This is a genomic window from Actinoplanes sp. NPDC051513 (assembly GCF_044454685.1).
In the GTDB taxonomy this organism is placed as follows: domain Bacteria; phylum Actinomycetota; class Actinomycetes; order Mycobacteriales; family Micromonosporaceae; genus Actinoplanes.
Genome location: NZ_JBITDW010000007.1, coordinates 463,435 through 488,530, shown reverse-complemented (window position 1 = coordinate 488,530; position 25,096 = coordinate 463,435). Strand labels below are relative to the sequence as shown.

Sequence of the window (25,096 nt, the reverse complement as noted above, 5' to 3'; positions counted from 1 at the left end):
GGGTCCCGGGGTATAAAACTATTGGCACTGGCTTTACAAGCACCCTGTTGAGTTCTCAAAGAACAACCGCACCCGTGTTGAACTGCCCTCGGGGCACTCGTTCAACCTTACTAGGTCTTCCGGAGATCGTCAACCGGTTTCTCCCGGTTGCACCCCATCTGCCCTAGTACCTCCCCCGCCCCAGGCGCGCAGCATGACTGCGTTCCGTAGTTCGAAGGATTTGGCAGGACGGCCGCTGCGGATCTCTCCGCTTGCTCGTCCGCATCCCTGCCGGCTCGGAAAACATTACAGCGTCGTTCCCCGGGCTCCAAATCGGGTACCACTCTTCCGCATAACCCCAGCTCAGCGCTGCGGAACCGCGATTCTCGCCCGTCCAGCGACTACCGTGCGCCACATGAAGGGCTTCATCGCACCAGGCTTCGAGGCCGTGGCGGACGCCTTCGCCAATGCCCCGCGAGGCGGCTCCGCCCTGACCGTCCTCCACAACGGAACCCCTGTACTGGACGTCCACGAGGGTTGGCGTGACGCAGCACACACCAGCCCGTGGGATCCCCAGACCTTGGTCAACATCTATTCGGTCGGCAAGCCCGTCATGGCCGCCGCCGTCCTCCTCTTGGAACAACGTGGCCAGCTGAGCTTGCAGGCCCCGACGGCAACTTACTGGCCGTCCTTCAAGGCCCAAGCATCCGTACGCGATCTGCTGAGCCACCTGGCAGCGTTGCCGGCGTTCCCACAGCCCCGCCCGGTGGAGGCCTGGTCCGATTGGGACCTTCTCTGCGCCGACTTGGCCGCCGCCACCCCCGAGTGGGAGCCCGGCACCGTAGCCGCGGAACACGCCCTGACCTACGGCCATCTCCTGGGCGAGCTGGTCCGCCGCGTCGACGGCCGCCCACCCGCCCAGTTCGTGGCCGAAGAGATCGCCACTCCCCTGGACTTGGACTTGGCCTTCGCGCTGGACGACGAGCGCATCTCCCGCTGCGCCGAGCTCGAGTTCGACTCCCCCGACTGGCCGGCACAAATGCTGGGCCAGCCCGGTTCCGTACACGCAAGGGCCGTCTCCAACCCACCAGGCGCCCGCGACCTGGCGGTAATCAACTCCCCGCTATGGCGAGCCGCCGCCATCCCCGCGGTCAACATTCACGCGACTTCCATGGCAATCGCCCGCTTCTACGCGGCAGTCATGGACGGCCGCCTCCCCGCCCTGGCCATCCCCCAGCACACCGGCACCGACCTCTTCATCGAGCAGGAGGTCACCTGGGGCCTAGGAGTCCAGATAGAGCCCGACGGCACCTGGGGCCAGGGCGGCCTAGGAGGCAACGCCGGCTGGGCAGACCCTTCCCGCAACCTGGCAATCGCCTACGTAACCCGACACCTAGGCGACTTCACCGCCATAGACCGAATCGAATCAGCCCTACACCAGGCAGTCCCCACCGCTAAAGAAACCACCAACTAGAGAAACCACCAAAGAACCCTCATACGCCCGCCCCCGCAGCCGATCCTCCCCACCGCGGAAGAGGAATCAAACGGCGTCCCGTGAGGGGGCGATGGCGGACATGGCTGGTGTCCCCATCCTCACGCCCGCCAAGCCGGCGCCGCCCACCCAAGGGCGGCGCCGGCAAACTCAAGCAACGAAGTCGCAAGAGCCAAGAGCCAAGACCGCAACCAAGTACTGTCAGTTACCTCGCGACAGAGGCAAGTACGACCAGTTACCTCGCGACAGAGGGGTGCGGGTGGCGAAGCCCCCGCCTCGAGCGACGAAGTCGCAAAGAGCCAAGACCACAACCAGGTACGGCCAGTTACCCCGCGGCAGAGGGGGTGCGGGTGGCGAAGCCCCCGCTACGCGCGACGAAGTCGCGCCAAATAGAACGAGGCGGCGAGGCTCACGCTTTTTGTGAGCACACTCCGCCTCCGACTCGTGGCCAGGGGCGGGGTCGAACCGCCGACCTTCCGATTTTCAGTCGGACGCTCGTACCAACTGAGCTACCTGGCCTTGGTGTTGCTTGCGGTCCTGACGGGACTTGAACCCGCGACCTCCGCCTTGACAGGGCGGCGAGCACTCCAACTGCTCCACAGGACCTTGCTCTGTAACTGTGCCTTACTTGCTCCGGCTTGTCGGCAGCTTTCGCGCCAACTTACCAGTGCCCCCAACGGGATTCGAACCCGTGCTACCGCCTTGAAAGGGCGGCGTCCTGGGCCACTAGACGATGAGGGCAACTCCGCCAGTATGGCACGTCTGCAACACTGTGCGGCGTAGACCCCAACCGGGCCCCGCTTGAGGCTTGGAAAGCATACGTGATCGACGGCCCCGTCTCCAAACCGGTATCCCGATCTGTTCTGACCTGCGAAAACGTCACCGTACGGCGGCGCAGACGAGTTCTACGGCCTCGGCGAGGGTGGTGAGCTGGGCCACCCCAGCGGGCAGGCGGGGGCGCCAGCCGGGCCCGCCGGCGGCTACGAGCAGCGGCGGGTGGGGGTGTTCGCGCACCCGGGCCAGCTGCGCGGCGTCGCCGGTCTCGCCGATTTGTGACCAGAGCACGACGGCGGCGGGCCCGGTACGGGTGATGGCGTCGTCGAGGGCCGGCGGGGGTACGCGGCCGCCCAGCATCCGGGTCGGCACGCCGGCCTGCGCGAGCGCCGCGGCGAGGGCTTCCAGTGGAAGCGTGTGCTGTTCCTCGTCGGCGGCGGCGAGCAGCACCCGCGCCGGCGAGGCGGCCCGCGGCCGGGGCACCGCGCCCAGCACCTCGCTGATGCACCGCGAGATCAGGTGCTCGACCTCGACGAACCGCTGCGTGGCCTGGTATCGCTCCCCGATCCCGACGAGCACCGGCACCGCCACGTCGTCCCAGGCCCGGACGACTCCCCAGTCTCCGACGGCCCGTTCGAGGATGGTCCGCATCACGGGCGCGTCCAGCCGCATTGCGGCCCGGGCGAATCCCCGCGCGGCCGGAACCGCCGGCCCGAGCGGAATGGCCTGCCCGCCGCCACCAGGCCCGGCCGGCGAAGGAGCCGGGGAAGCCGGGGAAGGAGCCGGCGAAGGAGCAGAGCCGGTCAGGAGAGGAGCCGAGCCGGCCAACAGAGGAGCCAAGCCGGCCGGCGAAGAAGCCGAGCCGGCGGACGACGAGGCGAAGCCGGCAGAGGAAGTCGAACGCCGGGCCCAGGCCGCAGCCTCGGCCGGCGCCACCCCCTGCGACGTGAGCCGCAGCATCACCTCGAGCCGGTCGAGGTCCTGAGCCGTATACCGCCGATGCTGCCCGGGAACGTGCCGCGACGGCCCGAGCCCGTACCGCCGGTGCCAGGTGCGCAGGGTGGTGACCGCCACCCCGAGGCGACGGGCCACCGCACCGGCGCTCAGCGCGTCATCCCCCACCCGATCGCTCCGGTGCTTCGTCATGAGATTGCCATGGAGTTCCAGCGGAGGGCCGCGGCACGCGCGGCCGATCAAGATACGAGGCCAGGCGCCCGGTCACCCCGGACAACCACGGCGCGTACGACCCCGGATCCGCCGCCAGCCCCGCCTGCAGCGCCGGCATCGAGACCCACCGGACGCCGGCCACCTCGGCGGGCTCGGGCGCCACCCGGACCCCCGCGGGCAGGTCGCCGAGCAGCACGTGGTCGTACTCGTGCTCGACCCGTCCCGACCCCGGGTCCGCGGCCCGATAGGTGTAGACCCCGACCGGCGTCAGCGAAGCCCCCACGATCCCGAGTTCCTCCGCGAGCCGCCGGCCCGCCGCCACCGCGACGTCCTCTCCCGGCGCCGGGTGGCCGCAGCACGTGTTGGCCCACAGCAGCGGGAACCGCGTCTTGACCGCCGCCCGCTGCTGCAACAGCACTCGGCCGGTGGCCGGGTCCCGCAGGAAGACCGAGAAGGCGCGGTGCAGCATCCCAGGCGCCTGGTGGGCATCGAAAACGGAGGCCGACCCGGCCGAGATGCCCGAAACGTCGACGAGCTCCACCAGATGCGACTCCCGAGCCGTCATGACATGGCTCCCGTGATCCGCGCGGCCGCCAGCTTCCCCGAGATCAGCACCATCGGCACCCCCACGCCGGGCTGTGTTCCCGACCCGGTGAAGACCACGTTGGGAAAGACCGGGTGCAGGTTGGACGGCCGGAACGGCCCGGTCTGCCCGAACGTGTGCGCCGCCGCGAAGGGCGTGCCGGCCGCCATCCCCTGGTCTTCCCAGTCGGCCGGCGTCACGATCCGCATCACCTCGACCCCGTCCCGGAAACCCACGTATCCCCTCCGCTCGAGCGTCCGCAGCAGCGAGTCCGCGTAGCGTTCGGCGAGCCCGCCGCGCCAGTTCATCGGCCCGGTACGAAGGTTGGGCACCGGCGCGAGCACGTAGTACGACTGCCCCGCGGAGGCGGGCTCGGTGTGGGTCGGGTTGGTGACCAGCAGCGACGGATCGCTCATCAGCATGCCGTCGCGGATCACCTCGTCGAAGGTGCGCTTCCACTGGGCGCCGAAGTGAATGTTGTGGTGCGCGATCTTCCCGTACGCGCGCTTGGACCCCACATGCAGCACCACGCAGGACGGTGAGTAACGCAGTCGCCTCGGCAATGCCGCAGGCAGGAGATCGCGATAAGCGATCGGCAGATCGGGGTTGAGCACGACGACGTCGGCCGGGATCCGGGAGCCGTCCGCCGTGATCACCCCGGTCGCGCGCCCGCCCGAAATGTCCACCCGGCTCACGGTGGTGTCGTAGCGGAACTCCACCCCGTGCTTCTCGGCGGCGCCGGCCAGGGCGCGAGGCACCGCGTGCATGCCGCCCTTGGGGTAGTAGACACCGGCGACCGAGTCGAGGTAGGCGATCACCGCGTAGATCGCGAGGGCGTCGTGCGGCGCGAGCCCGGCATACATCGCCTGGAACGAGAAGATCCGCTGGGTGCGGGGGTCCTTGAAGAACGACGCGATCTTGGGCAGGAGCCGGCGGAACCCGCCCATGCCGAGCAGCTTGAGCAGGTTGAGGTTGACCAGGTCGAGCGGGGTGTCGAGGTTGCGGCCGATGAAGTGGTCGCGTTCGAGCAGCCAGAGCTTGCGGGCGAAGTCGACGAAGCGCAGGTAGCCGTCGGCCTCGCGCGGCCCGCACACCCGGGAGATCTCGGCGGCCATCCGCAGGGTGTCCGTGCGTACGTCCAGAGTGGAGCCGTCCGGGTAGTGCGCCCGATATGCCGGGTCGAGCGGCGTGAGCTCGAGCCAATCGGCGAGCCGCTCCCCGACGGCGGCGAGCGGCTCCTCGATCAGTGCGGGCATGGTCAGCACGGTGGGGCCGGTGTCGAACTCGTACCCCTGAAGGCTCAGCCGCCCCGCCCGCCCGCCGGGGATCGGCTCCCGCTCGACGACGGTGACCTGCCGCCCGGCGGCGGCCAGGTGCAGCGCGCAGGCCAGACCGCCCAGTCCCGCGCCCACCACGACCACCCGATCGGTCGGACCCGTCACGAATCGCATGCGAGACATCATGCCGGGCGCTGGGTGGCGCGGACCGTCAGCTCGATCAGGGCCGCCCGGGCCTCGGCGGCCAGCGGCGCCGCGGCCAGCGCGGCGATGGCGGCGGCGACCCGCTCCTGAATCATCGACTCGACGCGGGCCACGGCGCCGGTGTCGGCGATGACCTGAGCGATCCGCGCAAGATCGGCGGTTTCCAGCAAAGAAAGCTGCGCGGGGGTGGCGAGTTGACGGGCAAGCAGCAGAAGCGCGGTTGGTTTGCCGGTGAGCAGATCGTCGCCGGCCGGCTTGCCGGTGACCGAGGGGTCGCCGAAGACGCCGAGCAGGTCGTCCCGCAACTGGAACGCCTCACCCACCAGCGCGCCGTACCGTTCGTAAGCTTCGTCCAAAGAGTTCGAAATGTCAGAACAGGGACCCGCGAGGGCCAGCCCGAACTGCAGCGGCCGCTGCACGGTGTAGCTGGCCGTCTTGAGCCGCGCTACGAGCAGCGCCCGATCCACCGACCAGTCCGCGGCCGAGGTCTCGCCGAGAACGTCGAGATACTGCCCGGTCACGGCCTCGACGCGCATGCGGTCGTAGCGCGCACGCACCCCGAAGAGCGTCGCGGTCGGCAGCGGCGCCCGGGCGAGCAGCTGGTCGGCCCAGACCAGGCAGAGGTCACCGACCAGGATGGCGGCCGACGCGCCGAAGCGGGCGCCGTGCTGCCCCGCGAAGATCCGGTGCGCCGTGGGCCGCCCGCGCCGGGTCGCCGAGTCGTCCATCACGTCGTCGTGGACGAGGGCGAACGTGTGCATCAGCTCGAGAGCGGCGAGCGCCGGCAGCACGGGCTCGAGCGGATCGGTGGAGACCCCGCGCCATCCCCAGTAGGCGAAAGTGGGCCGCAACCGCTTGCCACCGGCCAGCACCAGGTCGCGGGTGGTGCGGGCGAGACCGCCGAGCGCGGGGTCGACCGCGTCGAGCGAGGCGATCTGCGCGGTGAGGAAGTCGGCGAGGGTGCCTTCGATCGCGTCGAGCACCGCGGTGCCGCGGGTGGTCTGACGCGGTATCTCCCGGTGACGGTTCTGCTCGAGCGTGTCATTGGCCACGAGATTTACCGTACCCTAGGTTCGAGGTTGCGTCGATTTCTGCGTCGAATTGGAGGCCGCCCGTGGAAGCGGACCTGGCGAGCGCGTACGAGCACTGCCGAGCGCTGCACCGGCAACACGGCCGCACCTACTACCTGGCGACCCGCTTACTGCCCACGTGGAAGCGTCGTCATGTGCACGCGCTCTACGGATTCACCCGCTACGCCGACGAGATCGTCGATCGCACCGAGGCGCTTCCGCCCGAGGAACGCGCCGCGCGGCTGACCGCGTGGTCAGAGACTTTCGTGTCCGGGCTGCGCGGCGAGCCGGTCGACAATCCGCTGCTGCCGGCCGTGCTGCACACGATCGCGGTCTTCGACCTCGACGTGGACGACTTCGCGACGTTCCTGCGCAGCATGGCGATGGACCTGACGATCACGTCCTATGAGACCTACGACGATCTTCTCGACTACATGGAGGGGTCGGCCGCGGTAATCGGCACCATGATGCTGCCGATCCTCGGCGCCTCCGATCGGGTCGCCGCGCGCGAGCCCGCACGCCAGCTCGGCCTCGCGTTCCAGCTCACCAACTTCATCCGGGACGTCGCCGAGGATCTCGAGCGCGGCCGCGTCTACCTGCCCCTCGAGGACCTCGCCCGCTTCGAGCTGACGCGCGACGATCTGCGTCTAGGCAACCCCAAGGTCAAGTCCCTGATCGCGTACGAGGTCAGCAGGGCGAGACGCCATTACGCGTTCGCCGCCCCCGGCATCCCCCTGCTCGACCCCGCCTCGCAGGCCTGCATGCGAACGGCGTACCAGCTGTACGGCGGCATCCTCGACGAGGTGGCGGCGGCCGGGTACGACGTCTTCGCCCGGCGCGCCACCGTGCCGAACAGCCGGCGCGCCTCGGTCGCCGTCCGCAGCCTGCTCACGCGCCCGGGCACGCCGGTGCGGTCGTGAGCCGCACCGCCGTGGTCCTGCTGACCCGAGACCTGCGGGTGCACGACAACCCGGCCCTCGCCGCTGCCTGCGCCAACGCCGACAAGGTCGTCCCGCTCTTCGTGCTCGACCCGAAACTCGGCGACCTCTCGCCCAACCGGTCGCGCTTCCTGCACCAATCGTTCGCCGATCTGCGTACGTCCTTGCGCGATCGCGGTGGCGACCTCGTGCTGCGCGCCGGCGACCCGGTCGAGGAGGCGATGAGGGTTGCCCGCGACGTGGAGCGACCATGCTCGGCGTGGCCGCGGACGTCACCTCGTACGCGAAAAAGCGCGAAAGCCGCCTGCGCGACGCCTGCGACCGGGAACGAGTCTCGCTGCGCCTGTTTCCCGGGGGGACGATCGTCGATCCGGGCGAGCTGCGGCCCAGCGGCGGCGGAAGCGCCTACCAGGTCTTCACGCCTTTCACCGCGCCTGGACGGCGGCGAAATGGCGGGACGAGGTCGCCATCCCGCGCGAGATCACACTGCCGGGCGCCTGCCGGGCGCCTGCCGGCGACGCCGGGCGGGGAGTCGCCCGGGGCCGCGGCGGGTGGCGAGAGCGAGGGACGGCGTCGGCTCACCGGGTGGTTGCGCGACCTTGACTCGTACGCGGAGATTCATGACGACCTGCCCGGCGACGGCACCAGCCGGCTCAGCCCCTATCTTCGCTTCGGATGTCTGTCGCCCCTGGCCGTCGCCGACGCGGCGAGAGCGCGCGACGCCGAGCCGTTTCTGCGGCAGCTCTGCTGGCGCGATTTCTCCTACCAGATCGCGCTCGCCTTTCCGCAGATCTCCGCGAAACCCTTCCGGCCGAACGCCGGCGACGAGTGGCGCGACGATCCGCAGGCGCTGAAGCACTGGCAGGACGGGCTCACCGGGGTGCCGATCGTCGACGCCGGGATGCGCCAGCTGCGGGCCGAGGGCTGGATGCACAACCGCGCCCGGCTGATCACCGCGGCGTTCCTCACCAAGCATCTGGGCGTCGATTGGCGGCACGGGCTGCGCTGGTTCTTCCGCTGGCTGCTCGACGGCGACGTGCCCAACAACTCCGGCAATTGGCAGTGGGTGGCCGGTACCGGCAACGACACCCGGCCCTACCGCCGTTTCAATCCGATTCGCCAGGCCCGCCGATTCGACCCCGAAGGCGTGTACGTTCGGCGCTACATACCCGAGCTCGCAGGCATCGATGGCCCGGCCGTCCACGAGCCGTGGCGCCTCCCCGGCGCGGCGCGACGCAGGCCGGATTACCCGGGCCCGCTGGAATCACACCGCGACGAGGCGGTGTGGCTACGGCCGTGACCCCCGCCCGGTACGCCCGAGCGGGTCCAGCGGGGCTCGCCGGCCCGTTGCGTCCGTCAAAACGTGGGGGCCGACGGGCCCCGCGCCGCCCCGTCGTGAGGCCGCGCCGCCGTGAGGCCGCGCCGCCGTGGCGCCGCGGTCGTGGGGCCGGCGGGTCGTGGGGCCGGCGGGTCGTGGGGCCGGCGGGTCGTGGGGCCGGCGGGTCGTGCCGGCCGTCCACTCCGGACTCCGCGGCCGTCAGTTGTCGTCGGCCTCTCGCCAGCGGTTCTTGTCGTCCTTGGCCGAGCTGCCTTCCGTGCCGCCCTTGGCCGAGCTGCCGCAGACCACGACGTCGCCGGCGGCGGTGCGGGCCTTGGAGCCGGCCGGGGTGCAGTACCCGCCGAGGACCGGGTAGGCCGTGCGGCCCGGGATCGGCTTGCGCGGCAGCGCGGCGATCTCGCGCGCGTCCTCGGACCCGTTCCCCGACTGGGGTGTCGCGCTCGGCTCCGGGGTGTGCGTCTCGGGCGGGTTGGCGGTCGCGCGCGGGCTGCGGCTCGGGTCGTTGGTGACGATCGTCTTGGCGGCGGGCACCGCCTTCGACGGCGGGCCGGCCACGGCCGCGGCCGCCTGATCCGCCTTGACGTCCTTCTCGTACTTTCCGGACATTGCCAGGAGGCCGAAGAACATCGCGCCGCCAAGCAGCGCCACGAACAGCAGCACGGGTGCTACGAACGCGCCTCGACGGGACGTCTGCGGTGAGGTCACTGGTACACCTTTGCGCGCCGGAACGACACCGCACATGGGCTCTTTGTCCATCGCCCGACGGAGATCCGGCGGAACCTTGGAGGCGGAAAGGCAGCCCGAGTCAGGTGGCCGACAGCACCTGCCGGAGCGTGATCATTCCGGTCGTTCCCGTGACGGTCGGGCGGTACTGAAGACCGGCGGGCCACTCGCGGCCGAGGGCGACCCATCCCGTACGCAATCCGGCCCCCGCGTCGCCGCCGACGTCCTTCTCGGAGTTGTCGCCGACCATCCAGCCCTCCGGCAAGAGCGGCACCCCGGCCTTCGCGTCGATCAGCGCTGCGTCGGTCTCGGGTCGGGCGACAGCTGTTCCACCATCCCGGCGCGCAGCTCGGTCAGCATCCGCCGTTCGTCGCCGCCGTACCGCGCGACGAACTTCGCCGCCAGGACCTCGCGCTTCTCGTAGCCGTCCTGGTCGGCCTCGACCAGCCACGGAACCTCGGATTCGCCGAAGTGCGACTCCGCCCAGCCCTTGTAGGCCGCCCGGCGGTCGATAAGAGTGTTGTCGAGATCGATAAGCAGCAGCAACACCCTGGTAATTCTGGCAGCGATCTCGAGGAGGACGACGTGCTGACATTCACGAATGCGGCGGAACAGACGGCGTGGACCTTGGCGGAGGCGCTGAGCGAGAAGGCGTTCGCCTGCATGAAGCAGGCCGAGGAGGCCGCCGAGGCGTTCCAATCCGGCAAGATGGCGATGCGCCGTCAGTTCAAGGCGCGCGGCATGTCCCAGGTGGACGCCGACATCCGCTGGTCGGGGACGACCCAGGCCCGCAAGGCGATCTCCGACAACGAGTGGTACATGTCCCAGGCGGGGATGTACAACGAGGCCGCGGCGGCCCAGTACGCGAAGGCGCTCTACCTCAAGAAGAGCTGAGGCTCGCTCACGCCGCCCGGTGGCGCAGGGTGGCAACGGTCGAGCCGGCGAGCGCCAGGAGGCAGTCCGGGAGCTGGCCGTCGGCGATCGCGGCGCCGAAGAGGGCCTCGCCGGTCGGGACGTCGCCGTTCACGTACGCGCTGACGAAGCGAGCCACCCAGCGCTTGTCGTACCGCGCGTCGTCGATGCCCGGGAAGTCGAGGGTCCAGGCGCCGCCGAGCGGGACCTGGCCGACCATGGTGGCCGCGAGGCACCACGCCACATCCCACGCCCCGACCACGCCGGATCGGTCGACGACTGCGTCGAACGTGCCGACCACGGCATCACTGTCGCCGCTGAGCGCACTCTGCAGAACGAGCGCCGCGTCGTCGAAAGCGTGCTGTGGTACCTCCGTCACGTGAAGAAAGGTACGTGGATCGGTCAAGGAACGCTCGCGTACGGGTCAACAAGCAACGGGAATTCACGCTCCGCGCAGAAGACAGGTGATCCGGGCGGTGCAGATGCGATCACCGGAGTCGTCGGTGATGACCACCTCGTAGGTCGCCATCGTGCGGCCCCGGTGCACTGGCGTCGCGACCCCGGTGACCAGGCCGGATCGGGTGCCTTTGTGATGCGTGGCGTTGATGTCGACGCCCACCGCGAACGGCCGGTCCACCGTCTGCCCGTGCAGCACCGCGCCGACCGATCCGAGCGTCTCGGCGAGCACGCACGAGGCGCCGCCGTGCAGCAGCCCGTACGGCTGGGTGTTGCCCTCGACCGGCATGGTGCCGACGACCCGCTCGGGCGCCGCCTCCTTGAGCTCGATGCCCATACGCTTGCCCAGGTCACCGCCGCCTCCGGAGGAGAGCAGCGTCTGAAGGGCGTCGGCGGCTATATCCATGACGGGGAACGTTACCTCCGGTAGTGCGGCTTTCCTGCGACTTCGATCACAGACCCCAGGTCGCGCACGTGGCGTCGGGGTCCTAGGGTTCGCATGACCTATTCGGGCCTTGAGGAGATTCGATGAGCGAGCCCCAGGAGACCGTGGAGACGCGCGGCGACGACCGCGTCGACCTGATCGCCAACGACACGACCGGCGACGGCAAGCCGGACGTCTGGGTGTCCGACACGGATGGGGACGGCAAGCCCGACCTGTTCCAGTTCGACACCGACGGCGACGGCAAGGTCGACATCACCATGGTCGACCTCGACCAGGACGGCGAACCCGACGCCATCGTCGACGGCGACGGCGGCCTGCCGCCGCAGGTCTAAGTGCGTTCTTAGGCGCCACCCAGCGCCGACAGGGCCACCCAGAGGACGGCGATCGCCACCGCGGTGGTGACGATCGTGGACGCCGTGTGCCGCCACGACCGCGGCCCGGTGATCGCCTCCGGGTGGCCCAGTTCGCGCAGCGCCTTGCGCTGCTCGCGGACGTCGTCGCCGTTCATGGCCGACGCACGGCTCAGCTCGACGGCCAGCTTCGCCTGGGCGTGCTGCAGCCGTCGCACGGCCCGCCGACCGGCGTGCCCGGCCCGCTGGCCCGCGTAGCGACGCGCCGCGGCCCGCGCCGAGCCCGATCCGAGCGCCTCCACCTCCCCGGGCGTGATGAGCTCCGGGTCGTCGAGCGTCCGCAGCCGCTCGACGTAGTAGTCGGCCTCCCGGTCGTGCGCCCGCCGCACCAGCAACAGGATCAGCAGCAGTGGCGGCAGCCCCTTGAGCAACAGCACGCCCAGCAGCGCCAGCGTGCCGTTGCCGATCCCATCGCCGAGCAGCGGCGAGTTCCACAGCACGTGCGACGCCCAGGCGCCGAGGAAGGCGAGCACGGCCGCGCCGACCCGGTGGGCCGGCCGGCGATCGCGGCGCACCACGAGGTAGCCGATCCCCGCGCCGGCCAGCGCGCCGAACAGCGTGTGGCTCCACACCCCGGAGAGGAAGCCGCGCAGCAGGAACGTGGCGATCACCGGCTGCACCTGGTCGCCCTGCCCGGCCAGCGCCACCGCGCCGACCGCGAAGATGACGTCCTCGACGATCTGGAAGCCGAGCCCCACCATCGCGCCGTAGACGACGCCGTCCAGCACGCTGTTCACCTGGGAGCGGGCGACCAGCACGACCGCCACCACGCCGAGCGTCTTGGCGGTCTCCTCGACCGAGGGCGCGGCCAGCGCGGCGCCCCAGTCGGCCGCGAGGTGCGGGGAGCCGAGCTTCGCGACGAGATCCTCCAGCGCCGAGCTGGCCGGGATCGACACGCTCGTCGCCACCAGGCCGCCCCACGCGAACGCGAGCACGAGCAGCTCGGTCGGCTCCCGCTCGAGGAAGTCGAGCTCGGCGACCACCAGCCAGAACGGCACCGCGAGCAGGGCGAACAACACCACGGCCGCGGCCGCGGCGATCGGGTACGCCGAGGCCAGCCGCCCCGCGATCTGCGACATCCGGATCGCGCCCGCGAGCAGCAGGGCGGCGATCACCCAGAACGCCGGGACGCGGGCCAGCGCGGAGAGCCGGGCCCCGCCCTGCGCGGGGCGCACGGCGGCGGCCGTCACGGCTCGCGCCCGTCGGTCCGCAGGGTGCGGGTGCTCGCCTCGATCTGCGGCAGCGTGCGGCCCAGGTCGAGGTCGACGCCGCTGATGGTGACCTCGATGGTGAGCCCGCCGGCGACGAAGACCGCGTACCGGCCGCTGCGGCCCGGCGCGGTGTAGCCGCCCTGGAGGCCGGCCAGCCCACCGGCCGTGGCGACCTCCAGCTGCGGGCCGGTCACCTGGTATCCGGGCGTGCCGGTGATTCTTTTCCGGAGGCGCTCGCCGGCCGTGCCCAGGTCGCCGGCGAAGGGCCGGACGGCGATCTTGTACTGCACCGCGCCGAGGCGGAAGAGCGCCGTGCCCGCCGCATCGCCCGGGCGGGTGCCGGTCACGTCGAGAGTGGCGCCGACCGGCGGAATCACGGTGACGCCGGCGCCGACCGGGTAGGGCTCGGCGGCGCTCACCGGGCGCTCGGCCGGCAGGGCCTGATCGATAGCGGGCAGCCCGAAAGCCAGTCCGCCGAGGATGGCGACGACACCGAGAGCACCGAGGAGACTCATCAGCTCACGCCGGGTGATCCTCGCCATGCCACCACGCTAAACGCTGGCGGGCGGCGATGGCCCGCGCGGCCATTGTGGAGGCTAGGCTTCTTCGGGTTTTGTCCGTTTTATCGCGAGATACGCGGGCGGAACCGCGGACGTCAGCCACACGCCGTCGTCGCGGCGGGCGATGGCGAACCGGGACTTGTCGTTGTTCTCGACGATGACGTCGAGCTCGTCGCGGGCGATCGCCAGCGCGGCGAGGAGGTCGGCGACCGGCACCCAGCCGTTCGCGTCGAGGGTGAGACCGGCCGACTCGGGCCGGTGCCGCAGGACCATCGAGATCCGCCGACTGACCCGCACTTGGTCGCGGGACAGGTTGGTCATTCAATCAACTCCATGACCGCAAGATAGTAAGGGCGATCTTCGAGGTCGACCGATTTCAGGCGCCATCGGGTGCCGCCGAGCAGTTTCTCCACCTCGTCGGGGGAGCAGTTCAGATAGTCGAACCATTCGGTGGCCAGCCGCCGGTAGCGCAGGCGCAGGCGCAACTGGCCGCCGATCCGGCCGCGCTCCCGGTTGCGCCGGTGATACTCCACGTGCACCGGATCGGTCGTGCCGTACGGGTCGGTCCCCTGCGCCACGATGCGGGCGCCCGGCCGGGCCAGCCGGGCCAGCGCGGCGAGCAGGACCGGCGCGCGCTCGGCGCCCTCGAGGAGGCCCAGATTGTTACCCAGCAGCAGGAAGGTGTCGTACCGGGTGGCCGCTCTTTCGGCGTACGCGTCGATGGTTGTCGCGACGACGTCGCGCAAGCCGCGCCGCCGGGCTATGTCGATCGCGCCTCGCGAGGTGTCCAAACCGGTCACCGCCATGCCGCGCCGCTGGAGCTCGATCGCGGTCCGGCCCGCGCCCGTGCCGATGTCCAGCACCTGCCCGCGGCAGAGACGCAGCGCCCGGTGGTCGTGCGGCTGCCACTTCTCGGGCTCGTCCAGGTAGTGATCGGCCGGCGCGCCGTTGATCAGGCCGTCGTCCCGCTCGATCACCTCGATCACCGGACGCGGTACCCGGCCGCCGGCGAGCGGCCGCGGCCCCACCCCGGTCCGCACGGCGTACGCGTCCCGGATCATCTCGCCCCAGACGTCGCCGATCACTGGCTCATCCATCGTCACTCGGTTCGGAGAAAATGCGTCCCGGCGGGTCGCGCCGCCCGGTGATCATTGTCGTGGGAAGATCTTCTCGAGGGGGATCTCAGACACGAAGAAGGGGCGTTCGCCTTCCCCAGCGCACGCCCCTTGCAACGATGCTACGTCCGACTGAAGTCCGTTCAGTCGCCCTGACGCTGCGTGGGAATTTGCCCCTGCAGCAGGGCACGAACTTCCGACTCCCGGTAACGGCGGTGGCCGCCCAGCGTGCGGATTGCACTGAGCTTGCCGGCCTTCGCCCACCGGGTGACGGTCTTCGGGTCGACGCGGAACATCGACGCCACCTCGGCCGGCGTTAGTAGCGGCTCAGGATCGTGCGTACGCGATGCCATCGGTCACTCCTCCACAGGTACCTATAGACATCGGCCGGGGTCCCGCCGGCCGGTGCGTCTCTCATGGTCCGGCTAGTCCCCGATGTCCGACATGGGCCGAACGGACGAACGTCCCCAGATAGACGGATGAAGCATGCCCGATTTTTCCGTGTTTTCTACGCCAGATAGTGCCGCGTTTAGTCCGATTATCACGCTTCGGCGACCCTTGATTACGAAGAGTATTCGCCTCGGGAGCGTTCCCACGGCCATCAAATTATGGCCCTAAGTCCTATTTTGCCAGCTCAGTTGCAGCGCTCGAGCAGCTGCACGCCGCGCCAGCGATCGACGAGCTTCTCGTACGCCTCGGAGGCCGCGTCGGCGTCGCCGCGGGAGAGGGCGGAAAGTCCGGCAGCCACCAGTCCGGGTGAATCGTCCCCGGTGAGCTCGTCATCCGGGAGCAGGTTGACGAGACCGCCGTAGTCGAGCTCGACGATCGACCGGGGATGGAACTCCTCCAGCCACCGGGTGCCCTCCTCGACCGCCTCGGTGATCGGCGCGTCCCCCAGCGACTTGCGCAGCACCGAGACGCCCCGGTGCGCGCGACGGCGGGCCTTGGAGATCTCGGTGCGGTAACGCAGCGTGCGCCGGCCGGCCGCGAGGTCGATCTCCCGCTCCTCGAGGTCGATGAAGACGAACCAGCGCAGGGGCACACCCCAGGTCGCGATCTGCTCGTGCACCCGCGGCACGCCGTGCTCGAGCACCTTGGCGCCGCTGCGCCAGTCCTCGACGATCGCGCGGGCCTGGCCGGCCAGCACCGGCGGCACGAACGCGTCGGCCAGCACGCTGGGCACGCCGTCACGGGCGTTCAGGGCCGCCTCGGCGACGCGCAGGCGCAGGTTCCAGGGGCAGACCAGCAGCGTGTCGCCCCACTCCAGCACGTACGCCTCGTCGGGCAGGTCGGGAAGGCGCGTCCAGCCCGCGCCGAGCGCCTCGAGCACGGCGGAGCGCTGCTTGACCGGACCCTCGACCGGGCCGAGAGCACGCCCCTCCCGCGCGTACTTGCGCCAGAAAACCTGGCGGTCGCGGTCGAAGGCGGTCAGCGGTTCGTAAACCCGAAGGTACGACGCGAACAGTGACGGCACGGCGCGATCCTTTCACGAAATCCGTCGTAGCGAACTTCCCGCGCGGGCGTAATCACAGGGCCTGTACCAACCCGCGGCGGAGAACCCCGATTGAAGAACGCCCGACTACGCTCGCTATGTCCGGCACTACCCCGGCCGGCGCAGCGGCCTCACAAGGGCCTCGAGACCAGATCAGGAGAGCAGCGATGGGTGTGTTCGACTCCGACGGCACCGACGCCAGCGGGCACGAACAGGTCGTCTTCTGCCAGGACCGGCAGACCGGCCTCAAGGCGATCATCGGCATCTACTCGACGGCCCTCGGGCCGGCGCTCGGCGGCACCCGGTTCTACCCGTACGAGAGCGAGGCCGACGCCCTCGCCGATGTGCTCAAGCTGTCCCGGGGGATGGCGTACAAGAACGCGCTGGCCGGTCTCGACCTGGGCGGCGGCAAGGCGGTGATCTGGGGCGACCCGGCACGGGCCAAGTCCGAGGGCCTGCTGCGCGCCTACGGCCGCTTCGTCGAGTCGCTGCACGGCCGCTATTACACGGCCTGCGACGTCGGCACCTACGTGCCGGACATGGACGTCATCGCCCGCGAGACCCGCTACGTGACCGGCCGCAGCCTCGAGCACGGCGGCGCCGGCGACTCGTCCATCCTGACCGCCTGGGGCGTCTTCCGGGGCATGCGCGCCTCCGCCGAGCACACCTGGGGCTCGCCGACACTGGCCGGCCGCACGGTCGGCATCGCCGGGCTCGGCAAGGTCGGCAAGTATCTGGCCGGCCATCTCATCGAGGACGGCGCCGCGGTGGTCGCCACCGACGTCAACGAGGCGGCCCTCGCCTGGGCCCGCGCGACCTATCCCCAGATCGAGCTGGTCCCCGACACGCAGGCGCTGATCACCTCCGCCATCGATGTGTACGCGCCCTGTGCCCTCGGCGGGGCCCTGGACGACGACACCGTCCTGGCCCTGCGCGCCAAGGTCGTGGCCGGCGGCGCCAACAACCAGCTCGCCCACCCCGGCATCGAGAAGACCCTCGCCGAACGCGGCATCCTCTACACGCCCGACTATCTGGTGAACGCCGGCGGCGTGATCCAGGTGGCCGACGAGATCGAGGGCTTCAACTTCGAGCGGGCCAAGCTGCGGGCCACCGGAATCTTCGACACCACCAAGCGCATCCTCGCGCTCGCCGACGAGGAGGGCGTCCTGCCCGCCGTGGCGGCCGACCGGCTGGCCGAGCAGCGGATGGCGGAAGTCGGCCGTTTGCGCGCGATCTACCTCGGTTGAGACCCGCCGGATCCGCCTTTTGGTCCTGTTTAGGGTGGCGGGTGGGGCGATTGGAGTGGCTGCCGCGCGTTCCGGGATGTAAAACCCGCGACGCGCGGCAGTGTCACACGCAACCCGAGGTGCCGAAGGCGGCATCGTCCATGTACCGTAAGACCCACGAGAGATGCCTGACGTCATCGGGGCCCGCCTTCGGGCTGCCCCGAATTCTGTGCGAGGGGGTCGAGCCATGGGGCGCGGCCGTGCTAAGGCCAAGCAGACGAAGGTGGCCCGGGAGCTGAAGTATCACTCCCCGAACACCGACCTCACCGCCTTGCAGCGCGAACTGGCTGGTGCCAGTGGTAAGTCCGACCGTCATTTCGACGACGACAACGATGAGTTCGTCGACGACGACGAGGACGACGCGGACGACGACCAGGACACCTGGTCGCCAACAAGGCGCTGACCCGTATTGCACAGAGCACGCGGCTGACCGCGTGCTCCCGTGTGTCGCGGTCAACATCCCACGGTTCAAACAACGCCGAAGCCCCACGCCGGTCCCTGCCTGCGTGGGGCTTCGAACCTGACTTGCTGCCCGCTCCTTCGGTGGACCCGTTCCCGGGTAACTGCCCGCGATCGCCCCGCTGATGAGAAGTCAGCCGATTTTCGTCGCCGCGGGGTTTGCGGTGCCGGAAATCGACCGCCTCCTCATCAGCCCCGAAGGGGCGATCGCCCGCGGCGCCGGAGGCGACGCCAGCCAGCTCAGCGCGGCCGGTTGTTCCAGTTGTAGAACGTGGGAATGTTCTCGAAGTGGTTCCAGGCGCACACCGCCGAACCGTCCTCTGCCGTGCTCTCCGCACGCTTCCCGCGGGCTGCTTCCGCCTCTGCGATGAGCGCCGACAGCCCGGCCCGGGTGTCGTGCACCCGCGCCGTCACCGGATCGACATCCACGGTCTCTGGCTGCGCTGCCTCAGAAAGCCGTGGGTTGGTGATCTCGGGCATGGTCCAGCACTCCCTCCAGTAGGCGAATCTTGCTGTTACGGCAGTGGTCGGTCTCGGTCATGTCGAACCGGCCATGCTCGAAGTAGCGGTTCGCCGCATGGGCGCCACCGCAGAAGCCGAAATACGGGCAGCTCGCCCGGCACGCCTCGACCCCGCGCAGGAACTCGGCGATCCAGGGCGTCCCGGCCGCCCCGGCGAGGATCTCCCCCAGCGGCGTGGTCAGCACGTTGCCGCTCGTGAAGTCGCCGTAGCGGGGGTCGTGAAAGCCCGCCAGCTCCGGCGAGAGCAGCACCACCGAGCCGTCGTGGGCGATCGTGGGTATCGGGTCCAGCCGGCGCGGCAGCAGGTCGTCGGCCGTGCCCTCCAGCACCGCCGCCGCGTACCGCAGCGACCACTCGACCTCGCGCAGGTGGATCCGCGGATCGCGACGCCAGGCGCCGACCAGCTCGGCCCAGAAGGCGGTCACGTCGGCGGCCGGGTGCCGGTTGTCGCGGGTATTGACGCCCTCGCGCTCCTCGACGTTGATCCCGAGCACCTCGCAGCCCAGGTCGAGGAAGTACGCGTAGAGCTCCTCGGCCACACCGGGTCGCGGGTCCCCGACCACGCAGAGTGCCGAGAACGGGATGCCGTGCCGGCGCAGCGTGTCGATCCCGCGCGTGATCCGGTCGTAGGCGGGCTTGCCTCCGCGGGTGACCCGCTCGCCGTTGCGCGCCTCGGGGCCGTCGACGCTCACGCTGACCCGTACGTCGTGCTCGGCGAAGAACTCGCACCAGGCGTCGTCGATGAGGGTGGCGTTGGTCTGGACGTGGTGTTCCACCGCGCCGCCGAACGGGGCCAGCAGAGCGGCCAGGTGATCACGACCGGCCGCCAGCGGCTCGCCGCCGTGCCAGACCACCGAGAACCGCCCGGCGCGGGCGAACGCGTCGACCGACGAGGCCACGGCCGCGGCCACCTCGACCGGCATCCGCTTGTCGACAGCGCGGAACGGAAGGTAACAGTAAGAGCAGTCGAGATTGCAGAGCGTGGTGGGCTGCATAACGACGTAGGTAGGGACGGCCGCTATGCCGTTCATCCCGCTCCACTGTCTGGTCATGTGCACCCCGTCCGCCGCGTACGTGCCCACAGGCTAGGCCGCCCGATCCAGCCGTTACATGAAAGATCCGCGTGTGCCATACATAGACACACGCGGATTCTTACACCGAATCGGTCAGCCGCGGGTGTACTGCCCCATCATCTGCACCTCGCCAGTGCCGTCGATGACCTCGCCGACCTGCCAGGCCTCGACGCCGCGGCCGGTCAGGTAGGCCATCGCACGGTCGGCGTCGTCGGAGGAGACGACCGCGAACATGCCCACGCCCATGTTGAACGTGGCCTCCATCTCGGTGTCCTCGATCCGGCCCTTCGCCTGGATGAGATCGAAGATCGGCTGCGGCCGCCAGGTGGAGCGGTCGACCACCGCGTCCACGTGCTCGGGCAGGATGCGCACCAGGTTGCCGGGGATGCCGCCGCCGGTGACGTGCGAGAACGCCCGGACGTCGGTCTCCTCGATCAGGCCCAGGCAGTCCTTGGCGTAGATCTTGGTGGGGGTGAGCAGCTCTTCGCCGAGCGTGCGCTGGGTGCCGAAGTCGTCGACCACCGAGTCGAGCCGCATCCGGCCGGCGCCGAGCAGCACGTGCCGCACCAGCGAATAGCCGTTGGAGTGCAGGCCGGACGAGCGCATCGCGATCACCGCGTCGCCCACCTCCACCCGCTCCCGGCCGAGGATCTCGCTCTCCTCGACCACGCCGACGCCGGTCGCCGACACGTCGTACTCGTCGGGGCGCAGCACGCCGGGGTGCTCGGCCGTCTCGCCGCCGAGCAGCGCGCAACCCGCGTAGCGGCAGCCGTCGGCGATGCCGGCGCCGATCTCGGCGACCTTGTCGGGCACGACCTCGCCGCAGGCGATGTAGTCGAGCAGGAACAGCGGCTCGGCGCCGCAGGCCACCAGGTCGTCGACGACCATGGCAACCAGGTCGATGCCGATCGTGTCGTGGATGTCGAGCTGCTGCGCGATCACCAGCTTGGTGCCGACGCCGTCGGTCGACGAGGCCAGGATCGGGCTCTTGTATTTCTGGGTGTTGAGCCGGAACAGACCGGAGAAACCACCCAGATCGCCCATCACCTCGGGCCGAGTGGTCTTTTTCACCTTCGACTTCAGCAACTCCACGGCGCGGTCGCCGGCCTCGATCGAGACACCGGCTTCCGCGTATGTGACCGACCGCTTGCGAACGCCACGGCCGGCGCCCGCCGTCCAGGGCCGGCGATCGCCTTCGGCGCCGTTGGATCCGGCACTGTTGCGCTCGGACACGTGGGTCACGGTTTTCCCCTTAGAGCTGCGCTGTTCTTGACGATCACGGGTGCTGCAGGGCGTTGCCGCCGCCGGGGCTGGCGACCAGCCGGACCGTGGCCCGGTCGTCGTACTCGGTCTCGAGCTCGGCGACCGCCGCGGTGGCGGCGGCGTCGCTGGCGTCCGGCATCGACGCGCGTTTGCCGACACCCTCCAGGACATGCTTGCCGATCAGATTGTCCGCGGGAAGGGGGATGGGGTAGTTCCCGTCGAAGCAGGCCATGCAGAGTCGCGACTTGGGCTGCTCGGTCGCCTGCACCAGGCTCTCCATCGAGACGTAGCCGAGGGAGTCGGCGCCGATCGACCGCCGGATACCGTCGATCTCCAGACCGTTCGCCAGCAGCTCGGCGCGGGTGGCGAAGTCGATGCCGTAGAAGCAGGGCCACTTCACCGGCGGCGCCGAGATGCGTACGTGCACCTCGAGGGCGCCGGCCTCGCGCAGCATCCGCACCAGCGCCCGCTGGGTGTTGCCGCGCACGATCGTGTCGTCGACGACCACGAGCCGCTTGCCGCGCACCACCTCACGCAGCGGGTTGAGCTTGAGCCGGATGCCGAGCTGCCGGATCGTCTGCGACGGCTGGATGAAGGTGCGTCCGACGTACGCGTTCTTGGTCAGCCCCGCGCTGTACGGGATGCCGGAGGCTTCGGCGTACCCGATGGCGGCCGGGGTGCCGGATTCCGGCACCGGGATGACCAGGTCGGCCTCGACCGGGTGCTCCCGGGCGAGCCGGCGGCCGATCTCGACCCGGGCCGAGTACACGTTGCGGCCGGCGATCGTGGTGTCGGGGCGCGCCAGGTAGACGTACTCGAAGAGGCAGCCCTTCGGCTCGGGCGCGGCGAACCGGGTGGAACGCAGGCCGTGCTCGTCGACCGCGAGCATCTCGCCCGGCTCGACCTCGCGAACGAAGCTGGCGCCGACGATGTCGAGCGCCGCCGTCTCGCTGGCGATCACCCAGCCACGATCCATGCGGCCGAGCACCAGCGGGCGTACGCCCTGGGCGTCGCGCGCCGCGTAGAGCGTGTTCTCGTCCATGAACACGAAGCTGAACGCGCCCCGCAGGCGCGGCAGCACCTCGAGCGCCGCGGCCTCGACCGAGAGGTCGGGACGGCTGGCCAGCAGGGTGGTCACCAGGGCGGTGTCGCTGGTGGCGCCCATGTCGGAGGACCCGGTGGCCTCGAGACCGCGCTCGGCGACCTCGCGGGCCAGCTCGGCCGTGTTGACCAAGTTGCCGTTGTGCGCGAGGGCGATCGTCGTGCCGGCCGTGGTGGCGCGGATCGTCGGCTGGGCGTTTTCCCAGTTCGACCCGCCGGTCGTCGAGTAGCGGGTATGGCCGATCGCGAGGTGGCCGCGCAGGCTCGCCAGCGTCGGCTCGTCGAAGACCTGGGAGACCAGGCCGAGATCCTTGTAGACCACCACGCCCGAGCCATCACTCACCGCTATGCCGGCAGCCTCCTGGCCGCGGTGCTGGAGAGCGAAGAGCCCGAAATACGTGAGTTTTGCGACCTCTTCCTCGGGGGCCCAGACGCCGAAGACGCCGCAGGCATCCTGGGGGCCGCGCTCCTGGGGGTCGAGATCGTCGGTCAACCGGCCGTCGCCTCGGGGCACCTGATCGCTCCCTGTGATCTGTGGAACTTGCTGGTCCGCTCCGACCGCCCAGTGTACGCGAGGCGGCGGTGCACGGCTGAGCGTCAGTCTTCGACTGTCCCCACCCCGAGCGGAAGGTATTCGGTGAGATCGGTGCGGATGCCGCTCGCCCGGAGTCGACCGTCACGCAGCGCATCCGCCCAGCTCACACGCTGCGTGGCGACCAGCACCCAGGTGACCGGATCCGTTTCGACCACATTGGGGGGTGTGCCGCGCGTGTGCCGGGGGCCGGCGACGCACTGAATCGCACCGAAAGGCGGAACTCGTACCTCCACCGAACGGCCGGGAGCACGAAGGGACAACTCGGTCAGCAATGCTCGCACAGCGTCACGAAGCACGGACCGTTCGGGTTCGTCGCCACGATCCAGCGCGTCCAACGCCTGTTCAACGGACTCGGATTTATTGTGCGCAGGGGACACGTCGGGACGATACGACTCGCTTAGTTGAGATTGGTACGCGCCCCTGGGTCGCGCAATGGACGTACGACAAGGCATAGTGGCCGACGGTGTTTTAGTCGCGGGACGTAACCGGCACCCTGAGACAGTCCGGGATGACCGTGCGACCGGAAGGCGGTGGATGTGACAACGCACCTACGGACCCGAGCGGCCCAAGCCGGTGCGTTACTGGCGGTGGTCGCCGGCGGAATCGCCATGGCGCCCGCAGTGGCGCTGGCCGATCCGCCCCAAGTGCAGATCACCAGTCTGCCGACCGACGTGCTGTCGGGCAGCTCGGTGACGATGCAATACACGGTGCGCACCGACAACAACGGCGGTGGCGGCGGCGCGCCCACGTCCGCCTCCATCCAGGTGACCGGCGACGGGATCAGGTGCAACAGCGGCTGCGGCCAGATCGCTCAGGTCGACGGCAACGGCAAGTCCTTCAGCGCGCAGTTCACCGCGCCGACGGTCAGCGCCGGCGCCACCAAGACCGCGAACATCAAGATCACCGTGACGGTACCGGGCGAAGACCCCGGAGAGACGACGCAGCAGGTCAACGTCAAGGGCCCGGACAAGCCGCAGACCGTCACCGCGGTCTCCGGCAAGGTCAAGAACCAGAACGGCAAGGCCATCGCGGGCGCGTCCGTCGCCATGAAGGACAGCGCCGGCACGGCCTTCGCGGCGACCACAAACGGCTCGGGCGGCTACTCGTTCAACTCGACCGGATCCAAGCCGATCGCGCCCGGCACGATCACCGTCGGCGCGCTCAAGGAGGGCTTCGAGGCGGCCACCGTGCAGCGGCAGGCCACGGCCGGCAAGAGCCTTGACGTGCCGCTGACGCTGAAGGCCGTCGAGGCCACCGCATCGGCCACCCCGTCCGCGTCGGCCAGCGCCAGCGCCGAGGCGACCGAGGACCCGGCGGCCGAGGAGCCGACCACCGACGACTCGGTGGCAGCCGACGCCGGCACCAAGAACACTTCCGCCGACCAGGGCGGCGGCGGCTCGCTGCTGTTCATCCTGCTGGGCGGCCTGCTCGTGGCGGCCGGCGTCGGTGCGATCGTGCTGGTGCTGATGCGCCGCAAGGGCAACGGCGGCGACGGCGTCGACGACGACCCGACCGCGATGGGCGGCGGCGGTGGCGGCATGGTCCCGCCGAGCCAGGGCCGGTTCAACGACGCGACCCGGGTGGCCTCGCCGATGGGCGCGGGCCGGGACGCGACGATGATGGCGCCGCGGGCGTCCGGCGCCCCGATGGCCGACGCGCCCACCATGCTTCAGCGCCCGGTCGAGGACGAGTTCCCCGACCCGTACGGCGCTCCCGCCCCCCGCCAGGGCAGCCAGTACAGCGGCGGCTGGGACGACCAGGCCGGCGGTGGCGCGGGCGCCTACGGCGGCAACCAGTACGCCGAGCCGGCCCCGCAGTACGGCCGTCCTCAGGACGACGGGTACGGCTCGGCCACGAGCGTCTACGGCGCGGCGCAGCCCGGCGCGGCCGGCGGCGGCACCTACGGCGCGGGTGCCGTGGGCGCCGGTAGCGAGTACGGCGCCGGCAACCAGTACGGCGGCGGCCCGCAGCGGTACGACGAGCCCACCGGCATGTACCGTCCCGAGGCCGGCCAGGACGACTACGACGAGTACGACCAGCGCGGCGGCCAGTACGGCGCCGGCGCGGCCGCTGGCGGCGCAGTTGGTGGCGGCGCAGCCGGTGGCGGCGCCTACGGCGGCGGCCAGTACGGCGGCGGCGCCGGCGGCTATGACGACAGCCGCGGTGGCTACGACCAGGGCGGCTACGACCAGGCCAACGGCTACGGGGCCCAGGGCGGCGCCACCTACGGCTCGACGGCCCCGGCCGGCGGCCAGTACGGCGGCGGCTCCTACGGGGGCAGCGCCGGTGGTGGTGGCGGCTATGAGGAGTACGACCAGGGCAGCTACGACCAGCGTGGCGGCCAATACGGCGGCGCTGGTGCTGGTGCTGGTGCCGGTGCTGGTGCCGGTGGCCAGTACGGCGGTGGCCAGTACGGCGGCGGTGGCTACGACGACAACCGCAACGGCTACGAGCAGGGCGGCTACGACCAAGCCGGCCACGACCAGCGCGGCAACCGCAGCCCGGCCCAGCCGACCCACCCGGGTCAGCGTCGCCCGTCGGAGTGGGACAACTAGTCAGCAAACGATCTCGGCCCCGCCCTCGAAAGAGAGCGGGGCCGAATTTGTTCCCACGAAAAAGCCGGTCAGCGCGAACGCTGACCGGCTTCTACC

At 70.3% G+C, this 25,096-nt stretch carries 27 protein-coding genes, 3 tRNA genes and 1 pseudogene; 8 read left to right on the top strand and 23 right to left on the bottom strand.

From position 1 onward, the window contains the following. Positions 1 to 394 precede the first annotated feature (394 nt). Complete coding sequence (locus tag ACIA5D_RS25315) at positions 395 to 1,453, top strand: serine hydrolase domain-containing protein (RefSeq protein WP_396032616.1); 1,059 nt, start codon at positions 395 to 397, stop codon at positions 1,451 to 1,453. Positions 1,454 to 1,916: 463 nt separating this feature from the next. Here the strand turns inward: ACIA5D_RS25315 and ACIA5D_RS25310 are convergent. From ACIA5D_RS25310 to ACIA5D_RS25280, 7 genes are all read right to left on the bottom strand, one after another. Next, a tRNA-Phe gene (locus ACIA5D_RS25310) sits at positions 1,917 to 1,990 on the bottom strand. A gap of 13 nt (positions 1,991 to 2,003) precedes the next feature. Further along, a tRNA-Asp gene (locus ACIA5D_RS25305) sits at positions 2,004 to 2,077 on the bottom strand. 62 nt (positions 2,078 to 2,139) lie between these two features. Next, positions 2,140 to 2,212 (bottom strand) — tRNA-Glu (locus ACIA5D_RS25300). A 138-nt stretch (positions 2,213 to 2,350) separates the two neighbouring features. Further along, a complete protein-coding gene (locus tag ACIA5D_RS25295) occupies positions 2,351 to 3,367 on the bottom strand; it encodes a MerR family transcriptional regulator (RefSeq protein ID WP_396032641.1) in 1,017 nt (338 codons plus the stop codon). After that, positions 3,357 to 3,977 carry an isopentenyl-diphosphate Delta-isomerase gene (idi, locus tag ACIA5D_RS25290; protein WP_396032615.1) on the bottom strand — a complete coding sequence of 207 codons (621 nt, stop codon included), beginning with the start codon at positions 3,975 to 3,977 and terminating at the stop codon, positions 3,357 to 3,359. Before idi ends, ACIA5D_RS25295 begins: the two co-directional genes overlap by 11 nt. Next, on the bottom strand, positions 3,974 to 5,446 hold the full coding sequence (gene crtI, locus ACIA5D_RS25285) for a phytoene desaturase family protein (RefSeq protein ID WP_396032614.1): 1,473 nt from the start codon (positions 5,444 to 5,446) through the stop codon (positions 3,974 to 3,976). Before crtI ends, idi begins: the two co-directional genes overlap by 4 nt. Before the next feature lie 8 nt (positions 5,447 to 5,454). Further along, the gene (locus ACIA5D_RS25280) at positions 5,455 to 6,528 is read right to left on the bottom strand and encodes a polyprenyl synthetase family protein (RefSeq protein ID WP_396032613.1); all 1,074 of its coding nucleotides are present in this window, start codon (positions 6,526 to 6,528) and stop codon (positions 5,455 to 5,457) included. Between the two features lie 62 nt (positions 6,529 to 6,590). Here ACIA5D_RS25280 and ACIA5D_RS25275 point away from each other — a divergent pair, with 62 nt between their 5' ends. Both ACIA5D_RS25275 and ACIA5D_RS25270 read left to right on the top strand, forming a co-directional pair. After that, positions 6,591 to 7,466 carry a phytoene/squalene synthase family protein gene (locus ACIA5D_RS25275; RefSeq protein WP_396032612.1) on the top strand — a complete coding sequence of 292 codons (876 nt, stop codon included), beginning with the start codon at positions 6,591 to 6,593 and terminating at the stop codon, positions 7,464 to 7,466. Further along, a pseudogene (locus ACIA5D_RS25270) lies at positions 7,463 to 8,784 on the top strand (cryptochrome/photolyase family protein). The gene ACIA5D_RS25275 and the pseudogene ACIA5D_RS25270 overlap by 4 nt, the downstream one beginning before the upstream one ends. Positions 8,785 to 9,021: 237 nt before the next feature. Here the strand turns inward: ACIA5D_RS25270 and ACIA5D_RS25265 are convergent. The 3 genes from ACIA5D_RS25265 to ACIA5D_RS25255 form a co-directional block, all read right to left on the bottom strand. Further along, entirely contained in the window at positions 9,022 to 9,528 is a 507-nt protein-coding gene (locus ACIA5D_RS25265; protein ID WP_396032611.1) for a hypothetical protein, read from the bottom strand. Between the two features lie 100 nt (positions 9,529 to 9,628). Further along, positions 9,629 to 9,820 carry a hypothetical protein gene (locus tag ACIA5D_RS25260; protein WP_396032610.1) on the bottom strand — a complete coding sequence of 64 codons (192 nt, stop codon included), beginning with the start codon at positions 9,818 to 9,820 and terminating at the stop codon, positions 9,629 to 9,631. A gap of 17 nt (positions 9,821 to 9,837) precedes the next feature. Then, positions 9,838 to 10,095: a hypothetical protein gene (locus ACIA5D_RS25255; protein ID WP_396032609.1), complete on the bottom strand. Its 258-nt coding sequence runs from the start codon at positions 10,093 to 10,095 to the stop codon at positions 9,838 to 9,840. A gap of 36 nt (positions 10,096 to 10,131) precedes the next feature. Between ACIA5D_RS25255 and ACIA5D_RS25250 the strand changes: the two genes are divergently transcribed. Beyond that, a complete protein-coding gene (locus tag ACIA5D_RS25250; RefSeq protein ID WP_396032608.1) occupies positions 10,132 to 10,440 on the top strand; it encodes a hypothetical protein in 309 nt (102 codons plus the stop codon). Positions 10,441 to 10,447: 7 nt separating this feature from the next. Here ACIA5D_RS25250 and ACIA5D_RS25245 read toward each other — a convergent pair whose 3' ends face one another. Both ACIA5D_RS25245 and ACIA5D_RS25240 read right to left on the bottom strand, forming a co-directional pair. Beyond that, on the bottom strand, positions 10,448 to 10,837 hold the full coding sequence (locus tag ACIA5D_RS25245; protein ID WP_378974093.1) for a hypothetical protein: 390 nt from the start codon (positions 10,835 to 10,837) through the stop codon (positions 10,448 to 10,450). Between the two features lie 63 nt (positions 10,838 to 10,900). Then, positions 10,901 to 11,320, bottom strand: coding sequence for a PaaI family thioesterase (locus ACIA5D_RS25240; protein WP_396032607.1), 420 nt, complete (start codon positions 11,318 to 11,320; stop codon positions 10,901 to 10,903). Positions 11,321 to 11,442: 122 nt separating this feature from the next. On the opposite strand from ACIA5D_RS25240, the gene ACIA5D_RS25235 reads away from it, so the two are divergent. Beyond that, a complete protein-coding gene (locus ACIA5D_RS25235; protein WP_396032606.1) occupies positions 11,443 to 11,691 on the top strand; it encodes a hypothetical protein in 249 nt (82 codons plus the stop codon). Positions 11,692 to 11,699: 8 nt separating this feature from the next. On the opposite strand, the gene ACIA5D_RS25230 is transcribed toward ACIA5D_RS25235, so the two are convergent. The 6 genes from ACIA5D_RS25230 to ACIA5D_RS25205 all read right to left on the bottom strand — a co-directional run bounded on the left by ACIA5D_RS25230 (position 11,700) and on the right by ACIA5D_RS25205 (position 16,129). Continuing rightward, positions 11,700 to 12,959 carry a PrsW family intramembrane metalloprotease gene (locus tag ACIA5D_RS25230; RefSeq protein ID WP_396032605.1) on the bottom strand — a complete coding sequence of 420 codons (1,260 nt, stop codon included), beginning with the start codon at positions 12,957 to 12,959 and terminating at the stop codon, positions 11,700 to 11,702. Then, positions 12,956 to 13,522, bottom strand: a complete 567-nt coding sequence (locus tag ACIA5D_RS25225) for a hypothetical protein (RefSeq protein ID WP_396032604.1) — start codon at positions 13,520 to 13,522, stop codon at positions 12,956 to 12,958. Before ACIA5D_RS25225 ends, ACIA5D_RS25230 begins: the two co-directional genes overlap by 4 nt. A gap of 54 nt (positions 13,523 to 13,576) precedes the next feature. Further along, positions 13,577 to 13,861 carry an RNA 2'-phosphotransferase gene (locus ACIA5D_RS25220; RefSeq protein ID WP_396032603.1) on the bottom strand — a complete coding sequence of 95 codons (285 nt, stop codon included), beginning with the start codon at positions 13,859 to 13,861 and terminating at the stop codon, positions 13,577 to 13,579. Beyond that, entirely contained in the window at positions 13,858 to 14,637 is a 780-nt protein-coding gene (locus ACIA5D_RS25215; protein WP_396032602.1) for a class I SAM-dependent methyltransferase, read from the bottom strand. Before ACIA5D_RS25215 ends, ACIA5D_RS25220 begins: the two co-directional genes overlap by 4 nt. A 161-nt stretch (positions 14,638 to 14,798) precedes the next feature. Continuing rightward, positions 14,799 to 15,008 carry a BldC family transcriptional regulator gene (locus tag ACIA5D_RS25210; RefSeq protein WP_014687221.1) on the bottom strand — a complete coding sequence of 70 codons (210 nt, stop codon included), beginning with the start codon at positions 15,006 to 15,008 and terminating at the stop codon, positions 14,799 to 14,801. Between the two features lie 281 nt (positions 15,009 to 15,289). Then, positions 15,290 to 16,129: a hypothetical protein gene (locus ACIA5D_RS25205; protein WP_396032601.1), complete on the bottom strand. Its 840-nt coding sequence runs from the start codon at positions 16,127 to 16,129 to the stop codon at positions 15,290 to 15,292. 185 nt (positions 16,130 to 16,314) lie between these two features. Here ACIA5D_RS25205 and ACIA5D_RS25200 point away from each other — a divergent pair, with 185 nt between their 5' ends. Continuing rightward, the gene (locus ACIA5D_RS25200; RefSeq protein ID WP_396032600.1) at positions 16,315 to 17,394 is read left to right on the top strand and encodes a Glu/Leu/Phe/Val dehydrogenase; all 1,080 of its coding nucleotides are present in this window, start codon (positions 16,315 to 16,317) and stop codon (positions 17,392 to 17,394) included. 226 nt (positions 17,395 to 17,620) lie between these two features. Further along, a complete protein-coding gene (locus ACIA5D_RS25195; RefSeq protein WP_203735286.1) occupies positions 17,621 to 17,836 on the top strand; it encodes a DUF3073 domain-containing protein in 216 nt (71 codons plus the stop codon). A gap of 296 nt (positions 17,837 to 18,132) precedes the next feature. Here ACIA5D_RS25195 and amcA read toward each other — a convergent pair whose 3' ends face one another. The 5 genes from amcA to ACIA5D_RS25170 all read right to left on the bottom strand — a co-directional run bounded on the left by amcA (position 18,133) and on the right by ACIA5D_RS25170 (position 22,822). Beyond that, positions 18,133 to 18,372 (bottom strand): multiple cyclophane-containing RiPP AmcA, encoded by a 240-nt coding sequence (gene amcA, locus ACIA5D_RS25190; RefSeq protein ID WP_396032599.1) that lies wholly within the window; start codon positions 18,370 to 18,372, stop codon positions 18,133 to 18,135. Beyond that, positions 18,341 to 19,444 (bottom strand): cyclophane-forming radical SAM peptide maturase AmcB, encoded by a 1,104-nt coding sequence (gene amcB, locus ACIA5D_RS25185; protein ID WP_396032640.1) that lies wholly within the window; start codon positions 19,442 to 19,444, stop codon positions 18,341 to 18,343. The genes amcA and amcB overlap by 32 nt, the downstream gene beginning before the upstream one ends. 135 nt (positions 19,445 to 19,579) lie before the next feature. Beyond that, complete coding sequence (gene purM / locus ACIA5D_RS25180; RefSeq protein ID WP_396032598.1) at positions 19,580 to 20,728, bottom strand: phosphoribosylformylglycinamidine cyclo-ligase; 1,149 nt, start codon at positions 20,726 to 20,728, stop codon at positions 19,580 to 19,582. A gap of 34 nt (positions 20,729 to 20,762) precedes the next feature. Then, positions 20,763 to 22,364, bottom strand: a complete 1,602-nt coding sequence (purF, locus tag ACIA5D_RS25175) for an amidophosphoribosyltransferase (RefSeq protein ID WP_396032597.1) — start codon at positions 22,362 to 22,364, stop codon at positions 20,763 to 20,765. An 83-nt stretch (positions 22,365 to 22,447) separates the two neighbouring features. Next, complete coding sequence (locus ACIA5D_RS25170; RefSeq protein ID WP_396032596.1) at positions 22,448 to 22,822, bottom strand: sterol carrier family protein; 375 nt, start codon at positions 22,820 to 22,822, stop codon at positions 22,448 to 22,450. Between the two features lie 231 nt (positions 22,823 to 23,053). On the opposite strand from ACIA5D_RS25170, the gene ACIA5D_RS25165 reads away from it, so the two are divergent. After that, the gene (locus ACIA5D_RS25165) at positions 23,054 to 25,000 is read left to right on the top strand and encodes a carboxypeptidase-like regulatory domain-containing protein (protein ID WP_396032595.1); all 1,947 of its coding nucleotides are present in this window, start codon (positions 23,054 to 23,056) and stop codon (positions 24,998 to 25,000) included. Positions 25,001 to 25,096: the final 96 nt, after the last annotated feature.